The following is a 15,762-nucleotide window of genomic DNA, read 5'->3' on the forward strand; positions in this document are numbered from 1 at the left end:
GAGGAGGGGAGGGGAGGGGTTCGGCAGGGAGAGCTGGAAGCGCAGGGCTCAGGTCGGGGCGACTCGAACCCCTGGGGGTCGGGGCAACCTGGGGGCGTAGCTTCCCGACCAGGGGCCGCCCGCTTTCCTCGGTGGCCTCGAGGTCGGCTTCCTGGTAGCCAAAAGGCTCGAGGACTTCTAAAAGGGGCTTGAGCCGCCGGGCCTTGGGGGTTGCGCGGGGCTGCTCGGGCCAGAACACATAGTAGCGCCCCGGATTGGCCGAAACCAGCACCCCTTTAGGCAAATAGCCCTGGGCCTCGAGCCTCCGAATGGCGTTCTTGTAGCGGTGGAAGGCCGTGCGGGCCTCGGGGGTATGCACTTCAAACCAATACAACTGCCCCCTGAGCCCCTCCGGGGTCTGCACCTGATAGGGGCGCAAAAAGCCCTGCGGGGGCTCTTCGCTTAGAATGGTGAACTTATCGTCCAGTAGCGACACCACAAGCGATTATACAGATCGCAGAAAGGGCTTTGTGAATGGAGGAAGTAGAGAACTTTCGAAGGCTTGCTTTGTACCTTTTTTTCTTCAGGCACTTTGGTTTTTGGTTTCGATACCCAATCCAGCGCGTTACGGCTTTGCCTGCAGCAATCTCCAAAGCCAACTTTTGCTGTGCTGTACATTAATAAAGTATTTTGGGTTGCGATAAAGCTCTCCTGGAAAGGCTAAGCCCCGACTTCACACTTTGGCCGACAACTTCGCGGTATTATTTGCAATTTGACCTGCCGTTGCTATCATAAAACCGAGCATGACTTCTCATTTTAGTCGGGTGGCCTTTACCTACGACCGGACGCGGTATCATCCGCCCGAGGTCTCCGGGCGCATCGCTACGGCGCTTACGGCTCCCGTAGAGAAGTTATTCCGCGATCCCTTGTTTTTGGAAATTGGGGCCGGTACAGGCCGTATTGCAGTGCCCATCATTGCCCGGGGGTATCGCTACATCGCCCTGGACGACAACCCAGCCATGCTCGAGGTCCTGCGGCAAAAAGTGGCCGGCGTGGCCCGCAAGGCCCGCTTAGTCGAAGCCGACGCCCGCGAGCTGCCTTTTGAGCGAGATAGTCTTCATGCGGTCGTGGCGGTGCATTTCTGGCACCTGCTCGACAACTGGCAGCAAGCCCTGCAAGAGAGCTTGCGGGTGCTGCGTCCGGGTGGTTTTTTGTTTGAGGGCTGGGATCAATCCGACGACGAAAGCGAAGACTGGCGCATCCAGCAAAAGTGGAAAGAAATCCTGGCTGGTCTGGGTTATACCCTGGTGCGTGGTCGCCACCAGGCCCGCCTGGCCGAGGTGGAAAAAGCATTGATCCGGCTTGGCCTCGAGCCCAAAGCCAAAACAGTGGCCGACTGGGTGGAGATGCGCAGCCCCCGTACCAGCCTGGAAATGCTTTTGGAGCGCATCTACTCCTTTACCTGGGAAGTCCCAGAGGAGGTTTTCAGGCCTTCGGTGGCCGAACTCAGCCAGTGGGTGGCGGCAACCTACCCCGACCCCGACGTGGAGTACCCCATTAACTGGAAATTTGTAGTTCGTAGCACACGGCTGCCCTAGCTTGCCAGCAAGGGCCTGGCTCGTTCTGGTTTACTTTAGCTGCGCATAGCCAAAGCGCTCCAGGCGCTGCCGAATCTCGGCATCCATGGGGGGGCGAGCCCCGAACCGCCCGATGACCCAGCCTGCTACCTGAACGGCTAACTGGCCTGCTGCCAGGGCATCCTTGGAGCGCAGGTAGTGCCCCAGAAAAGCGCCCCCAAACGAATCGCCCGCGCCGGTGGCATCTATGGGCTGGTCGCGGGTGGCCTGGAGTTCGATTAGATTTCCCCGGTCGAGAATCAGGGCCCCATCGGCGGCAAGCTTGAGCAAAATCATGGCTTCTGGGTAGAGCTTTTGCAGGACCTCGAGGACATCCCTGGGCTCTTTTGCGCCGGTCAGGGCCTGGCCTTCGTCCAGGTTGGGAAAGACAAAATCCAGCGAGAGGTCGCGGGTCATGCGGCGGAACTCTTCGCGCCCAATCTCCCGAATCATCTGAAAAGAGGCTGGGTCGAAGGAGATAGTGAGACCGGCGTCGCGTGCCACATGCACAGCTTTGAATGCTGCCTGGCGCGGAGGGTCGGTAAAAAGCGACCAGGCCGTCACGTGCAGGTGCCCTGCCTGCTGGATGACCTCTACCGGTACTTCCTCGGGGCGCAGGTCGAAGTCGGCCCCCTGCGAGGTGAGCATGGAGCGCTGCCCCGCCGCATCAATCAAGACCAGAATCACCCCAGTGGGGTTGCTGCTGTTCCAGATGATGTGTGGCTCCACACCTTCAGCCGCCAGCTCCTGTACGGCAAACTCGCCGAAGCGGTCGCGCCCTACTTCCCCAATGAAGCTTGACGGGAAGCCCACCCGCGCCGCCCAGACCGCCACATTGGCCGCGCTCCCACCCCCCATGAGCAAGACCCTTCCGGTGGTGTCACCGCCAGGCAGGAGCAGGGTATTGGGTTTGGCCAGTACATCCCAGGTGAGGTCGCCCAGGGCAACGAGGGGTTTGGGGTCTGCCATTGGGCCGATTCTACCCCAGCTCGCCGCCCGGTTGTCGGTTCTTTGTCCCTGTGCTAAAATCCGATGCGCCAGCGAGAGGCTGGAACAGTTTGGGCCGTTAGCTCAGTCCGGTAGAGCGTTCGTCTCCAAAACGAAAAGTCGGAGGTTCGAATCCTTCACGGCCCGCCAGAAATAAGTTCGTACCGATTACACCTGCGCAGCGCAATCTCCAGAATGCACGTTTCCACTGGGGGTTGCATATTATGTCCGCTTCGTTTTGCTCCCTGTGGCAAAGCGTGCCCGCAGGGCCTTTAATCGTTCGCGCACCCGTTCCTCCCAGCCTTCCCCGGTGGCCTGGTAGAGGGTCAGGTTTTCCAGGTCATCCGGCAGGTACTGCTGGGCAAAGCTGCCCTCGGGGTCGTCGTGGTAGTAGGCGTAACCCCGGCCGTAGCCGAGCCGCTGCATCAAGGCGGTGGGGGCGTTGCGGAGGGGGAGGGGGATGGCTGCGTCGGGGTGTGTGCGGGCCGCATTCTGGGCGTTTTTCCAGGCCACATAGCTGCTGTTGGATTTGGGCGCCAGGGCCAGGTAGATGACCAGTTCGGCCAGGGCCAATTCGCCTTCGGGGCTGCCCAGAAAGTCGTAGGCATCCTTGGCGGCCATAGCCAGGCGCAGCGCATTGGGGTCGGCCAGGCCCACATCCTCCACGGCCATGCGGGCTAAGCGGCGGGCCAGGTACAACGGGTCGGCCCCACCTTCAATCATGCGGGCCAGGTAGTACAACGCAGCGTCGACGTGGTTGCCGCGCACGCTCTTGTGGAGCGCCGAGATCAGGTCGTAGAAATACTCGCCCCCTTTGTCGAAGTTGAGCGTGCCGCTGCCCAGGGCTTCCCGGGCGGCGGCTTCGCTGATCTGGCCCTCGCCCAGGCTGGCGGCCAGCTCGAGGGCCGACAAGGCCCGCCGGGCGTCGCCCATGGCGGCTTGGGCGATGAGCTCCAACGCTTTGGGCTCGGCCTGGGCTTGTAGCCCTTGGGGGTGGGCGAGGGCCCGCTCCAGGAGCCTTAAGGTAGCTTCCTCGTCGAGCGGGTTGAGCACATATACCCGGGCTCGGGAGCGCAGGGCCGGGTTCACCTCGAAGGAAGGGTTTTCGGTGGTCGCTCCAATTAAAGTCAGGAGGCCCGATTCTACGTGCGGTAAGAGTGCGTCCTGCTGCGACTTGTTGAAGCGGTGGATTTCATCCAGAAAGAGCACCAGGCCGCCTTTTTGCTGTGCTTGCGTGACAACTTCCTTGATATCCTTGACCCCGGCATTCACCGCCGAGAGGGCCACCATTTCCTGCCCTACCCCCTGGGCCATCAGGCGGGCCAGGGTGGTTTTGCCGCTTCCCGGCGGCCCCCACAGGATAAAAGAGGAGAGTCGGCGGGTCTCGAGCATCCGCCTCAATGGTTTTCCAGGCCCGGTCAGATGCTCCTGCCCCACCACTTCGCTCAGGGTTTTGGGGCGTACCCGTTCGGCCAGAGGGGCTATGTTCACAACGTAATTGTATCAGAGGCGCGGCGCAGTTGATGGCGCTCCTCGTTCCAAGGTACTGCGGTGCGGTCAAACGATTATCGGGCATGTAGAGCCCGCAGACGAGAATCACGGGCTGCAACGCCCGCTTTTGCTTTGAGCCATAGACCATTGGCCACTCCATCATGGTCATTCTTGGCAGGGCCATCTAAACTTCAATCTTATGCTGTGGCCTATGTGGTTATCCTTATTGCCCTGGGGGTTTGTTCTGTTGGGCCTGTTGCCCTTGTGGCTATTCCCCCGGCAGGAGAGCATTTATCCCGGTGTGGTGTTTTTGGTGGCCGCCCTGATTCTGGCCGCAGCCGCCAGCTTATATGCCAGGGTGCCGCTGGGCCCGCAGGCGCGCTTCTTCTGGGTGCTGGGCCTGGGGCTCATGAGCAGCGTGGTGGCGGTGGCTGCTAGCCGCGACCTGGCCGAGGTGCCTGCAGATGTGGCGGTGATGGCGGCGGTGGCGAGTTTGCTGGGGGGGCTGGTGTTTTTGGTGGGGCTCTTTTTCCTGCTCCGGCGCGAGGTGCCCGGTTTGCCCACCCCAACCCAGATGGGTCTGCGTACCCAGGAGGGCATTCTGCCCTATGCGGCCCTTCAAGCTTTGGCCCCGAGCCTCGAGGCCCTCTCGGCGGTGCGGCCCGTCACGCTTTTGTTGCTGCATACCCCCCCCGACCAGCCTGGGGCCGAGCTGTTGCAGTACCTGCGCCAGCCCGATATGGTCTTTCAGCTCAAGCCGGGCCAGTTTTTGATTGCTCTTCAAGGCAGCAACCTCGAGGGCGCCCAGATTGTGTTTCGCCGTATCCGGCAAAACCTGGTCATCCGGGCCTATGGGGTACTGCCCTTGCAAGGCATGAGCATCCAGCAAGCCCTGGCGCAGCTCGAGGGGGAACTTGAGCACTACTACCTGACACAGCATTGAGCGGGTCAGAAGGTCTGTAGTCGATGGTCGATAGCTGATGGCCGATAATGCTTGCCTGTTTTGCGATTTGCCTGGAGACTTTGGCCACCTAGACTGCTATCAGCCCCACCCGTTCCTCGAAGGCCCGCTCGAGGCCGCTCTTGCCCAGCACCTCTCCCAGCGCCTTGAAGAAAAGCCGGTAGTGCTCGGGCCTGGCACTCTCGCCCATCAGGCCCAGCCGCAGCACCTTGCCGGCCGTGGGGCCGATGCCCCCGGCCACCGAGACCCCTTTGGCATAGAGTGCTTTGCGGATCTCCGACTCGTGCAGCCCCTGGGGGGGGCGCACTACCAGCACCGTGGGCAGGCGGGCGCCCTCGGCGGCGTAGGCGCTGAACCCCAGCTCCTCCAGGAGCGAGAGCACCGCAGCGTACAGGGTCTCGGCGCGCTGCTGGCGCTTTTCCAGGCCCTCTTCCAGGGCCAGCTTGAGGGCCTCTTCCAGGGCGTAGTGCAGCAGCACCGGCGAGGTACAGAAGTAACCTTCCTGCTCCCAGTACACCGCAACCCTCGAGAGGTCGGAGTACCAGCCCCGTACCTGCCCCAGGCACTCACGTCCCCGCTGCGAAAGGGCAAAGGGGGCCAGTCCGGGCGGGGCCGAGAGGCATTTCTGGCTACCCGTGAAGGCGTAGTCTATGCCCAGTTTTTGCATGGAGAGCGGCATCATGCCCGCGGTGGTGACGGCGTCCAGCATGAACAGCGCCCCGTGGGCCTGTACCAGGGCGGCAATTTCCTCTACCGGGTTGAGCACGCCGGTGCTGGTTTCGCCGTGCACCAGGGCTACCAGCTTGTAGGGGCGGTGGTTCAGTTCCTCGGACACGGCTTGGGGGTCAATGGGGTGGCCCGGCTCAGAGCGCAGCACCTTGTAGTCAAACCGGTAGGCGTGGGCAATCTCTACCATGCGTTCACCAAAGGTGCCGCTCACCAGGAGCAAAACCGCATCCCCTTCGTCGGCCAGGTTGTTGAGGCCCGCTTCCATCCCCAGGCTGCCCGACCCCGGCATAGCGGCCAGCAAAGCGCCCTCGCCCGGATCGAACAGGACATTCAGATGTTCCCGAATACGGCGGTTGGTGGCCAGCACCTCAGGGTCGAGATGTCCGCGCATCTCCTTGGCCAGGGCAGTCTGCACCCTGGGGTGAATGGGGGTGGGGCCGGGGGTCAACAGAACCATGCATCTCCTCCAAACAAAAAAATTCTCCGCTGGGCACACCCGCACGGCCTCTTCCAAAGGAAGAGCACCGTTAGAGGGTAGCTCGAGCGGAGAATCGCATCTGGTCTGAATATACAGGGGTATATGCGGTTTGTCAAAATACACCCTGTGTCCAAGGCGCACTTAGGGCATACTGGGCCCCGCAAATTGCTCATTGCTCATACCAGATTCGGTTAGTTCGTCACCAAAGGGTGACGAACTAACCCGACCGAAGTTATCCGCGTAGCGGAGGGCGATACCGCCCCTTGGAAGTTATCCGCGTAGCGGAGGGCGATACCGCCCCTTGGAAGGGAGACGCTTTCTTCGCCGACCGACAGTGAAGGGCCATCGGCCCCCGGCTAGCGCCGGTACTCAAGGGAGGGGTGTGCTCTAGGATTCAAAAAGACAACCTGTGGGTTTTTTGGTTTTGTAAACTGTCTTTTTGAATCTGGTATCAGTACCTGCTTGAGTCCCTGGCCGTGCAGCCAACATATCGACCGCGAGGCTTCAACGAGCACAACCTGGCGCTGCTTTGGCCCACCCGATTTGCGTGTGTCCAATCCCACAAGAAAAATACCTAAGCCTGATAGACTAAACTTCGATGAACGACTACTACGCAATCCTCGGCGTAGACCGGAATGCAAGCGCCGACGAAATCAAGAAGGCCTATCGAAAACTGGCGCTCCAGTATCACCCCGATAAAAACCCCGGCGACAAGGCCGCCGAGGAGAAGTTCAAGGAAATCAACGAAGCCTACGCGGTGCTCTCAGACCCCGAAAAGCGCGCCAACTACGACCGCTACGGCACCGCGACGCCCGGCGGGTTGGGCGGGGCGGGCGGTGGTAATTTTGGTGATATTTTCGACCTGTTTGAGCAGGTCTTTGGCTTCCGCTCGCCCGGCGGCGGGGGAGGCCGCGCACCGCGGGGCGAGGACTTGGAAGCCGCCGTCGAGATGGAGCTGGTGGACGTGCTGCACGGCGTCGAGAAAGAGATTGAGTACGACCGCCTGGTAACCTGCGAAACCTGCAATGGGCAGGGTGGCAAGCGCCAGACCTGCCGTTCGTGCGGGGGGCGGGGCATGCTCGAGCAGGTTCAGCGCACCTTTTTTGGCAATATGGTGGCCCAGGTACCCTGCACGGCTTGTAGGGGTCGGGGCTATACCCTTTCCGAGACCTGCCAAACCTGCAAGGGTCAGGGGCGGGTACGGCGCAAGGAAAAAATAAAGGTCAACATGCCGGCGGGCATAGACGAGAACCAGCTTCTAAGAGTTTCGGGAATGGGCAACTTAGGGCCTGGGGGGCCGGGCGATTTGTTTGTGCGGCCATACATCAAGCCCCACCCGCACCTGAAGCGCGAAGGTACCAACCTGGTTTATGAGCTCAAGCTGGGGTTAGCCCAAGCTGCTTTGGGGGCCAGGGTGCTCATCCCTGGTTTGGAGGAAGATCTCGAGCTCTCCGTGCCCCCCGGCACCCACGATGGCGAGGTGTTCGAGCTCGAGGGCCAGGGCTTGCCCCACCCCGGCAGCCGCAGCCGGGGCAAGCTACAAGTTGTTGCACAAATCGCGGTGCCGCACAACCTCTCCAAAAAAGCCCGTGAACTGTTGCGCCAGTACGCCCACGAAGTCGGCGAGGAGGTCGCCCCCGAGGGCTTCTGGGACAAAGTGAAGCGGGTGTTTAGGGGGTAGCGCCGAGCCAAAAAACAGGGCGGTTTCAGTTTCAGGAAATAACCTTGGGGTGAGGTGAGTGCTCCCATCATCTGGGAGGCAAGGGGGTGGCCGTTAGGCGGCTAACCTGGGTTTGCTATTCCCATATCCCTCGGGTCAAAAGAAACCCCCACCTAAAAAAAGTGGGGGCTTGGAGGCTGTGACGACTTGTCCTACCGCACCTGCGGGAAGCCCAGGTCTACCTTGGAGGTGCTGGGGTCGGGCCAGCGGCTGGTCACAATCTTGGCCCGGGTATAGAACTGCACCCCTTCGGGGCCGTACATGTGCAGGTCGCCGAACAGACTGGCCTTCCAGCCGCCAAAGCTGTAGTAGGCCACCGGAACCGGGATGGGCACGTTGATGCCCACCATGCCTGCTTCCACCTCGAACTGGAACTGCCGCGCAGCGCCACCATCGCGGGTGAAGATGGCCGTGCCGTTGCCGTAAGGGTGCTCATTGACCATCCGCACGGCCTCCTCGTAGGTCTTGACCCGGGCCACCCCCAGCACTGGCCCAAAGATTTCGTCGTCATAGCACTTCATGCCGGGCTTTACATGATCCAGCAGGCTGGTGCCCAGGAAAAAGCCCTCAGACTGGGCAATGGGGTCTTGCCGACCATCCACCACCACGGTGGCCCCTTCCTTGGGGGCGTTCTCTATGTAGGAGGCCACCTTGTCGCGGTGCTCGCGGGTGATCAGCGGCCCCATCTCCACGCCTTCTTCCATGCCCGGCCCCACCTTAATCCTGGACATCCGTTCGCGAATGGCAGCTATTAACTCGTCGGCGGTCTGATCGCCTACCACAACCACTTGCGAAATGGCCATGCAGCGCTCACCTGCCGAACCGTAGGCAGCGCTCACGGCAGCGTCGGCGGCCATCCCGATGTCGGCATCAGGCAACACAATCATGTGGTTCTTGGCCCCACCCAGGGCCTGCACCCGCTTGCCGTTCTTGGTGCCGGTTTCGTAGATGTAGCGGGCGATGGGGGTAGAGCCCACAAAGCTTACGGCCTTGATGTCGGGGTGCTCCAGAATGCGGTCTACGGCCACCTTGTCGCCTTGCACCACATTAAAGACCCCATCCGGCAGCCCCGCCTGCTGCAAAAGTTCGGCCAGGAAAAGGCTAGGGGAAGGGTCCTTTTCCGAGGGCTTCAGGACAAAGGTGTTCCCGCAGGCGATGGCGTTGGCGAACATCCACATGGGCACCATGGCGGGGAAGTTGAAGGGGGTAATGCCCGCCACCACCCCCAGCGGCTGGCGGATCTGGTACACGTCCACCCCCCGGCTGGCCTGCTCGGAATAACCTCCTTTCAAGAGGTGGGGGATACCGGTGGCAAACTCAACGTTCTCCAGGCCCCGCGCCACTTCGCCCAGCGCGTCGGGGATGGTCTTGCCGTGCTCGAGGGTAATCAGCTCGGCAATTTTGCGGCGGTTTTGGTCTACCAGGTCGCGGAACTTGAACATGATCTCGGCCCGGCGGGAGAGGGGGGTCTGCCGCCAGGTCTTGAAGGCTTCTTTGGCAACGGCAACCGCGGCATCGAGCTCCTCAACCGAGGCGAAGTCCACGGTAGCTTGCTGCTGCCCCGTGGCGGGGTTCCAGACGATGCCGCTTCGGCCCGAATTGCCTTCGACCAGCCTGCCGCCGATCCAGTGCGAAACGCGCTTGAGGGTGATTTCGGGTTCCTTGACTGCCATGTGCTGCCTCCTTACGGGCTAGAAATAGCTAGAAGACTTGGCCCAGATAAACCTATGGTAGGCGCAATGTTCCATCTGTTGCAATGGACAGTTTGTCTAAATCCCCTTCCTGCTGTACGGGGTTGGTCAGGCTTTTAGGCGCCACAGGATTTCAGTTTGGCAGGGATGAGCGGGATTATTTGGCGTACTCCACAGCCCGGCTCTCCCGCACCACCGTCACCTGCACCTGGCCGGGATAGTTCATGTCGCGCTCGATACGACCGGCGATCTCGCGGGCCAGCAGGGTGGCTTTGGCGTCGCTGATGCGGTCGGGCTTGACGATCACGCGCACCTCGCGCCCAGCCTGCACCGCGAAGGCGTTGTCCACACCGGGGAAGCTAAGGGCGATGCGCTCCAACTGCTCGAGGCGCTGGATGTACTCTTCCAGGCTCTCGCGCCTTGCGCCAGGCCGGGCCGCGCTGATGGCGTCGGCGGCGGCAGCCAGCACCGAGTAAAGGGTCTCGCCGTTTTCGGGGTCGTGGTGGTGAGCGATAGCGTCAATGACCTCCTTGGGCTCGCCAAAGCGCGAGGCCAGGGTGATGCCTATCTCCACGTGGGTGCCCTCGATTTCGCGGTCTACCGACTTGCCCAGGTCGTGCAGCAGTCCGGCCCGGCGGCCCAGGGCCGCATCCAGACCCAGCTCGGCAGCCATGATGCCGGTGAGGTGGGCTACCTGCACCGAGTGCTTGAGCACGTTTTGGCCATACGACGAGCGGAAGTGCAGGCGGCCCAGAAGCTGTACCAGGCCAGGCTTGAGGCCCACCACCCCGGCTTCCAGGGCGGCTTCCTCGCCGCGCTCGTAGATGAAGGTTTTCATCTCGTTTTTGGCCTTTTCCACCACCTCCTCGATGCGGCTGGGGTGGATACGGCCATCGGCGACCAGCTGCTCGAGGGCCATCTTGGCGATTTCCCGGCGCATGGGGTTGAAGCTGCTGAGCAGTACGGCCTCGGGGGTGTCGTCAATGATGAGATCCACCCCGGTGAGGGCCTCAAAGGTGCGGATGTTGCGGCCCTCACGCCCGATGATGCGGCCCTTCATGGCATCGGAGGGGATGGGCACCACCGAAACCGCCAGGGCCGCCGCGGTCTCGGAGGCCTGGCGCTGGGCGGCCTGGGCCAGGAGTTTCTGCGCCTCGCGCTTGGCCTCGAGCCGTGTGCGCTCCAGGTTGGCCTTGACTCGAAGGGCTTTTTCTTCTTCCAGTTCAGCGTCCAGCCGCGACAGAAGCAGGTTGCGGGCCTCCTCCGCGCTCATCCCGGCTACCTCCTGGAGCTTCAGGTCGATCTGGCGCTCGCGCTGGGCCAGCTCGGCCTGGCGGGCCTCGAGGGCTTTCTCCAGGGCATCGAGCTTTTCTTCCTGCTCATCGAGCTTGGCCGCGCGGGCATCGAGTTGTTCCCCGCGGCGGGCCAGCCTTTCGGTTTCGCGCTTGAGCTCCTCGCGCTCGGCCCGGCTGGCCTGCAGGTCGGCTTGTAGCCGCTCACGCTCGGCCTGGATGGAGGCACGTTCGCTAACCAGGGCTTCGCGCTCGGCTTGCAGGCTGGCTTGCAGGCGTTCGCGCTCTTCGCGGAGCTGCGTGCGCAGGCGCTCCTCGCCCTGCGTGCGCAGGCGCTCGAGCTCGGCCTGTACGCTCTGACGCAGGTTTTGCACCTCGGTCTGGGCGCTTTGTCGCAGGCTCTGGGCCTCGCGGCGGGCGGCCTCGAGTTCGCTTTTATTAACCTCGCTCTGGCGATTGCTGCGCTGCAATAGCAGCACCACAACCACCGCCAGCACGATCACGATGAGCGTGAGTATAAGATCCAGGGGAGTAAAGGCCATCGGTACCTCCAGGGTTTGCAAGGAGGTTCTCACAGTTTCGGGCCTGGCGGGCGTTTAGTTGCTAAATAAATCTCCTGCTATGGGCAAATCCTTGTACAGCATGGTTTCCACGTATCCCCCGAACAATGCGCTGTGTTGTTTGGGGTAAATCACCCCGCACCTGCGGAGTACAGGTGGGAACCACCATTGGGTTTGCTCGAGCCAAACGCCACACCAGAGGTAGACCGCTTCCAAGCTCTACACCAAGCCGCCCCTTGGCCCAATTGGATACCAGCGGGCAGATTTTGAGAACAATGGCTTCCTGGTCCTTCATACTGGGAGAACCCCACCTAGCAAGCAGTTTAAGCTTCGGCAACCACGGCAGAAGACTCCTCGTCCTCTCCTGGGGTCGCCAATACCGATAGCTTACCAGCTTGGGCCAAAACTTTCTCGCGGATCTCCTGGGCCATCCGGGGTTCGCCCTTGAGGAACTCAGCAGCCTTCTCTTTGCCCTGGCCCAGCCGGGTATCGCCGTAGGAAAGCCAGGAGCCCGATTTGTCCACCACTTCGGTGGCAATCGCTACCGTTACCAGGTCGGCCAGGGGGTCAATGCCCTTGCCGAAGTACAGCTCGATCTCGTGCTCGCGGAAGGGGGGGGCCAGCTTGTTCTTGGTCACCTTGACCCGTACCCGGTTGCCCACCGCATCATTGCCCACCTTGATGGGCTGGCCCTGTTTGCGTACGTCCAGCCGCACCGAGGCATAGAACTTGAGGGCCCGTCCGCCAGGGGTGGTCTCGGGGTTGCCGTACATGACCCCCACCTTTTCGCGGATCTGGTTGATGAAGATGGCGGCAGTGTTGCTTTTGGATAGGGCCGCCGTGAGTTTGCGCAGGGCCTGGCTCATCAAGCGGGCCTGGATGCCCACAAAGGCATCGCCCATCTGCCCCTCGATTTCGGCCTGGGGCACCAGGGCGGCCACCGAGTCAATCACAATCACGTCGATGGCGCCCGAGCGGGTCAGGAGTTCCACAATTTCCAGGGCCTGTTCGCCGGTGTCGGGCTGGGAGACCAACAGGTCGTCGATGTTGACCCCCAGGCTTTTGGCGTAAACGGGGTCCAGGGCGTGCTCGGCGTCTACGAAGGCGGCTACCCCACCGGCCTGCTGGGCCTGGGCGATGATGGAGAGGGCCAGGGTGGTCTTGCCGCCCGACTCGGGGCCGTAAATCTCGATGATCCGCCCCTTGGGAATGCCGCCGATGCCCAGGGCCATATCCAGACCTAAGCTGCCGGTGGAAATCACATCCACCTGCTGCCGGGGGGCCTCGCCCAGGCGCATCACGGCCCCTTTACCAAACTGCTTCTCGATGGACTTCAGGGCCCCTTCCAACGCTTTTTGTTTCTCTTTATCCATATATGCTCCTATTCAGATTGCGGGGAATGTCATTCAACCAAGCGGAAACTGCTCTATAACGCGATACTGTGAACCCGAACGCTCCAGCTTAGACTCCACCAAGCATACTGCTTTGGCCTGGAACTGTAGATTCAGTACCAGCGGCCCAATGCGGGGGGCTGGGCCTTTTTTGCGGGCCAGGGTCAGGTGGGGGTGGAACGCTGCGGCTTTTATCTCTGGAAGCGCTCCTTGCAGTCTTTGGGCCAGGGGTTCCAGGCCCACCCCGCTGGCCTTGACAAACCAGACCCGGGGTGAGCCCGTGGGGGGGAAGTACCCGGTTCCAGCCAGCTCTACCTTAAACTCTGGTACTGTGGCGGCTATTTCCCGTCCGATTCGGCGGAACTCCGGCAGGCGCTCCTCGGGTTGCTGTCCTAAAAAGAGCAGAGTGATGTGGAGTTGGGGGGGTGGGCTCAGCTTCCAGCCCTTGAAACCCCGCACTTTTTCCTGGGCTTCGCCCAGGGCTTCTTGCACCGCGCGTGGGGGGAAGATGGCATAGAAGAGCCTCATTGCAGCTCACCCACCAAAAAGGCCAGGGCGGCATGGGCTGCCCGCTGCCGCAGCATATCGCGGTTGGCGCCGGGCAGGTGAAAGTGCCTGGACTTGACACCGCCCGGGCCGGCCAGTCCCACAAAGAGCGTACCCACCGGCTGGCCTTCCAGGGATTCGGGCCCGGCCACCCCGGTGGTGGAGAGGGCGTAGGTTGAGTTCAGCATGTGGCGAGCAGCGGAAGCCAGGGCCTCGGCGAAGGCAGCAGAAACCACGCCATGCTGAGCAGCTACACCTGGGTCAATGGGGAGTTGGGACTTGGCCGAAGGGTGGTAGGGAACCAGCCCGCCCAGGTAACTTTTGGAAGCGCCCGCGACCCCAGTCAGGAGGGCCCCCAGCACCCCCCCGGTCATGGACTCGAGGGTGGCCAGGGTGGCCTGTTGAGCTTCCAGCCTTTTGAGCACCAGCACAGGTAAAGTGTCGGCATCCCGGCCCCAGACCGCTTCGCCCAGGAGGGGGCGAATCTGAGCTACAAGGCGGTCTACCAGGCCTGGTTCGCCACGCACCACCACCGCCACCCCATCCATCTTAGCGTAGGTGCCCACCTCGACTTGCCCGTTGCGCTTAAACAGCTCGCCCAGCAGCTCCACAATGCGCGACTCCCCCAGGCCAAAGGTCTTGAAGGTCACCTGCTTGTAGGGCTTTTGTGGCAGATGCAGCTGGGGCAGGATCTCGGCCCACATTGGGCGCCACTCGGCCGGAGGGCCGGGCAGGCATACCAGGTCTTTGTCTTCCTGGTGCACCCACCAACCCGGCGCGGTGCCCCTGGGGTTCTCGATCCAGCGGGCCGAGGGGATTTTTTGGGCCTGTTTGCGGTTGGCCTCGGGCATCCGCCAACCTCTGTTGGCAAAGATTCGCTCGAGCCACTCCAGCACTGCCGGGTCAAGCTGCAAATCCTCGTCCAGGGCGGCTGCGATGGCCTCGCGGGTGATGTCGTCGGGGGTGGGGCCCAGCCCCCCCGAAAGCACCACCAGCCGGGCCTTTTGCCAGGCCTGACGTACCTCCTGGGCCAGGGTTTCCAGGTCGTCGGCGACCCGAAGCGTCCGGCGCACCTCTACGGCGTAGGGCTGAAGGCTGACGGCAATCTCAGCCGTGTTGGTATCCACGGTTTCACCGTATATGAGCTCATCCCCCACGCCAATTATTTCTGCTAAAAACATAATAACTCCTATAGATTACAGCGATTTTTTAAAAACGTCAAAGGCCTGCCCCCTCATCATACGAACCGGCAGTGGCGAGGAGGCATGTTTTATTGCATGGGCAATGCCGACACGGTGGCCGACCAGCCCTCAATCTGCACCTGGTCGCCGGGGGCCAGCTCCTTGCGCAACAGCGCCAGGGCGACCGCGCCCAGATGGGGCGACTCCACCGCGGTGCCCACCCGGCCTACTCGCTTGCCCTCGCGGAAAACCTCGGCCCCGGCGGGGATTTCCTTCTGGCCCAGCAGGCCCATCAGTTGGTAGCGGGTGTTACCCCGGGCCTCGAGCCTGGCCATAATCTCCTGCCCCAGGTAGCAGCCTTTCTTGTAGCTCACCCGGCCCTCCCAGCCGACCTCCTGGGGCAGTTCGCCTAGGGCCTCGGGCAGGTCGGCCTGGCCGCGCTCGACCCGCCAGATCTGCCAGGCTTCGCGACCTACCGGCGTAGCCCCATTTTCCAGCAGCATTTTGGCAAACAGTGGTGCCTGAGCCGCGCTTGCAAAAAGCCAGAAGCCAACCTCGTCCCGGGTCATGACCAGGCCATCGCCTTTTTGGAGCCCCCAACGCGGCGGCAGCGGCCCCAAGCGCTTTGCGACCTGCTCGACTTTGGAGCCCTGCAGGCGCAAGGTTTGCCAGCCCTCGAGCTCCTTCACCTCTACCTGATCGAACACAATGTACTTGCGAAAACGCTGGGCGAGGGCTTTGGCGCTGGGGGAGCTAATCCAGAAGGACTCACCCAAATGAAGCACCAGACCTATATGTTCAATCTGGCCCCTGGCGTTCAGGAAAACCGTCTCGAGCCAGCTCCCTTCGGGCATCCGGCGGATATCGGAGGTGCACTGGTTGTGCAAAAAATCGCTCCGGTCAGCGCCTTTTAGCTCGACCAGCCCATACTCCGAGAAGTCGAGCAGGGCCGCGCCATAGCGGAGGGCCTCGAGTTCGGCCTCGACTTCGCCGTAGTTCCACGGAATCTCTTGCTCACCCTGGGTACGCCAGGTCACCCCATGTGCCTCGTGCAATGCCTGCAAGGACATGCTTTTAGTGTAAAACTTTCTTGCAACCAAAAACCCCACAACCTCACCATGCCAGCCCCGGCCGGGGCTG

The 15,762-nt window shown here is 62.0% G+C and carries 12 protein-coding genes, 1 tRNA gene and 1 pseudogene; 4 read left to right on the plus strand and 10 right to left on the minus strand.

The features are described from left to right. Positions 1-475 (minus strand): annotated as a pseudogene (locus tag Mhypo_RS10975) (PASTA domain-containing protein); the annotation flags it as partial. 307 nt (positions 476-782) lie between these two features. Between Mhypo_RS10975 and Mhypo_RS10980 the strand changes: the two are divergent. Further along, the gene (locus tag Mhypo_RS10980) at positions 783-1,577 is read left to right on the plus strand and encodes a class I SAM-dependent methyltransferase (protein ID WP_119341340.1); all 795 of its coding nucleotides are present in this window, start codon (positions 783-785) and stop codon (positions 1,575-1,577) included. 30 nt (positions 1,578-1,607) lie between these two features. On the opposite strand, the gene Mhypo_RS10985 is transcribed toward Mhypo_RS10980, so the two are convergent. Further along, complete coding sequence (locus Mhypo_RS10985; RefSeq protein ID WP_119341341.1) at positions 1,608-2,564, minus strand: carbohydrate kinase family protein; 957 nt, start codon at positions 2,562-2,564, stop codon at positions 1,608-1,610. A 91-nt stretch (positions 2,565-2,655) separates the two neighbouring features. Here Mhypo_RS10985 and Mhypo_RS10990 point away from each other — a divergent pair. After that, positions 2,656-2,732 (plus strand) — tRNA-Trp (locus Mhypo_RS10990). Between the two features lie 72 nt (positions 2,733-2,804). Here Mhypo_RS10990 and Mhypo_RS10995 read toward each other — a convergent pair. Beyond that, positions 2,805-4,067: a replication-associated recombination protein A gene (locus tag Mhypo_RS10995; protein WP_119341353.1), complete on the minus strand. Its 1,263-nt coding sequence runs from the start codon at positions 4,065-4,067 to the stop codon at positions 2,805-2,807. Positions 4,068-4,284: 217 nt separating this feature from the next. Between Mhypo_RS10995 and Mhypo_RS11000 the strand changes: the two genes are divergently transcribed. Then, the gene (locus tag Mhypo_RS11000; protein WP_240637221.1) at positions 4,285-5,016 is read left to right on the plus strand and encodes a diguanylate cyclase; all 732 of its coding nucleotides are present in this window, start codon (positions 4,285-4,287) and stop codon (positions 5,014-5,016) included. Positions 5,017-5,104: 88 nt separating this feature from the next. Here Mhypo_RS11000 and Mhypo_RS11005 read toward each other — a convergent pair whose 3' ends face one another. After that, positions 5,105-6,220 carry a pyridoxal-phosphate-dependent aminotransferase family protein gene (locus Mhypo_RS11005; protein ID WP_119341343.1) on the minus strand — a complete coding sequence of 372 codons (1,116 nt, stop codon included), beginning with the start codon at positions 6,218-6,220 and terminating at the stop codon, positions 5,105-5,107. A gap of 619 nt (positions 6,221-6,839) precedes the next feature. Here Mhypo_RS11005 and dnaJ point away from each other — a divergent pair. Further along, positions 6,840-7,922: a molecular chaperone DnaJ gene (dnaJ, locus tag Mhypo_RS11010; protein WP_119341344.1), complete on the plus strand. Its 1,083-nt coding sequence runs from the start codon at positions 6,840-6,842 to the stop codon at positions 7,920-7,922. 191 nt (positions 7,923-8,113) lie between these two features. Here dnaJ and Mhypo_RS11015 read toward each other — a convergent pair whose 3' ends face one another. The 6 genes from Mhypo_RS11015 to ygfZ all read right to left on the minus strand — a co-directional run bounded on the left by Mhypo_RS11015 (position 8,114) and on the right by ygfZ (position 15,692). Next, complete coding sequence (locus Mhypo_RS11015) at positions 8,114-9,634, minus strand: CoA-acylating methylmalonate-semialdehyde dehydrogenase (RefSeq protein ID WP_119341345.1); 1,521 nt, start codon at positions 9,632-9,634, stop codon at positions 8,114-8,116. 175 nt (positions 9,635-9,809) lie between these two features. Then, a complete protein-coding gene (gene rny / locus Mhypo_RS11020; RefSeq protein WP_119341346.1) occupies positions 9,810-11,486 on the minus strand; it encodes a ribonuclease Y in 1,677 nt (558 codons plus the stop codon). Positions 11,487-11,827: 341 nt separating this feature from the next. Further along, positions 11,828-12,877 (minus strand): recombinase RecA, encoded by a 1,050-nt coding sequence (gene recA / locus Mhypo_RS11025; RefSeq protein ID WP_119341347.1) that lies wholly within the window; start codon positions 12,875-12,877, stop codon positions 11,828-11,830. A 33-nt stretch (positions 12,878-12,910) separates the two neighbouring features. Then, on the minus strand, positions 12,911-13,423 hold the full coding sequence (gene thpR / locus Mhypo_RS11030) for an RNA 2',3'-cyclic phosphodiesterase (RefSeq protein WP_119341348.1): 513 nt from the start codon (positions 13,421-13,423) through the stop codon (positions 12,911-12,913). Continuing rightward, on the minus strand, positions 13,420-14,622 hold the full coding sequence (locus Mhypo_RS11035) for a CinA family nicotinamide mononucleotide deamidase-related protein (protein ID WP_119341349.1): 1,203 nt from the start codon (positions 14,620-14,622) through the stop codon (positions 13,420-13,422). The genes thpR and Mhypo_RS11035 overlap by 4 nt, the downstream gene beginning before the upstream one ends. Before the next feature lie 89 nt (positions 14,623-14,711). Beyond that, positions 14,712-15,692 carry a CAF17-like 4Fe-4S cluster assembly/insertion protein YgfZ gene (ygfZ, locus tag Mhypo_RS11040; RefSeq protein ID WP_119341350.1) on the minus strand — a complete coding sequence of 327 codons (981 nt, stop codon included), beginning with the start codon at positions 15,690-15,692 and terminating at the stop codon, positions 14,712-14,714. Positions 15,693-15,762: the final 70 nt, after the last annotated feature.

This window comes from Meiothermus hypogaeus (assembly GCF_003574035.1).
Lineage (GTDB): Bacteria > Deinococcota > Deinococci > Deinococcales > Thermaceae > Meiothermus > Meiothermus hypogaeus.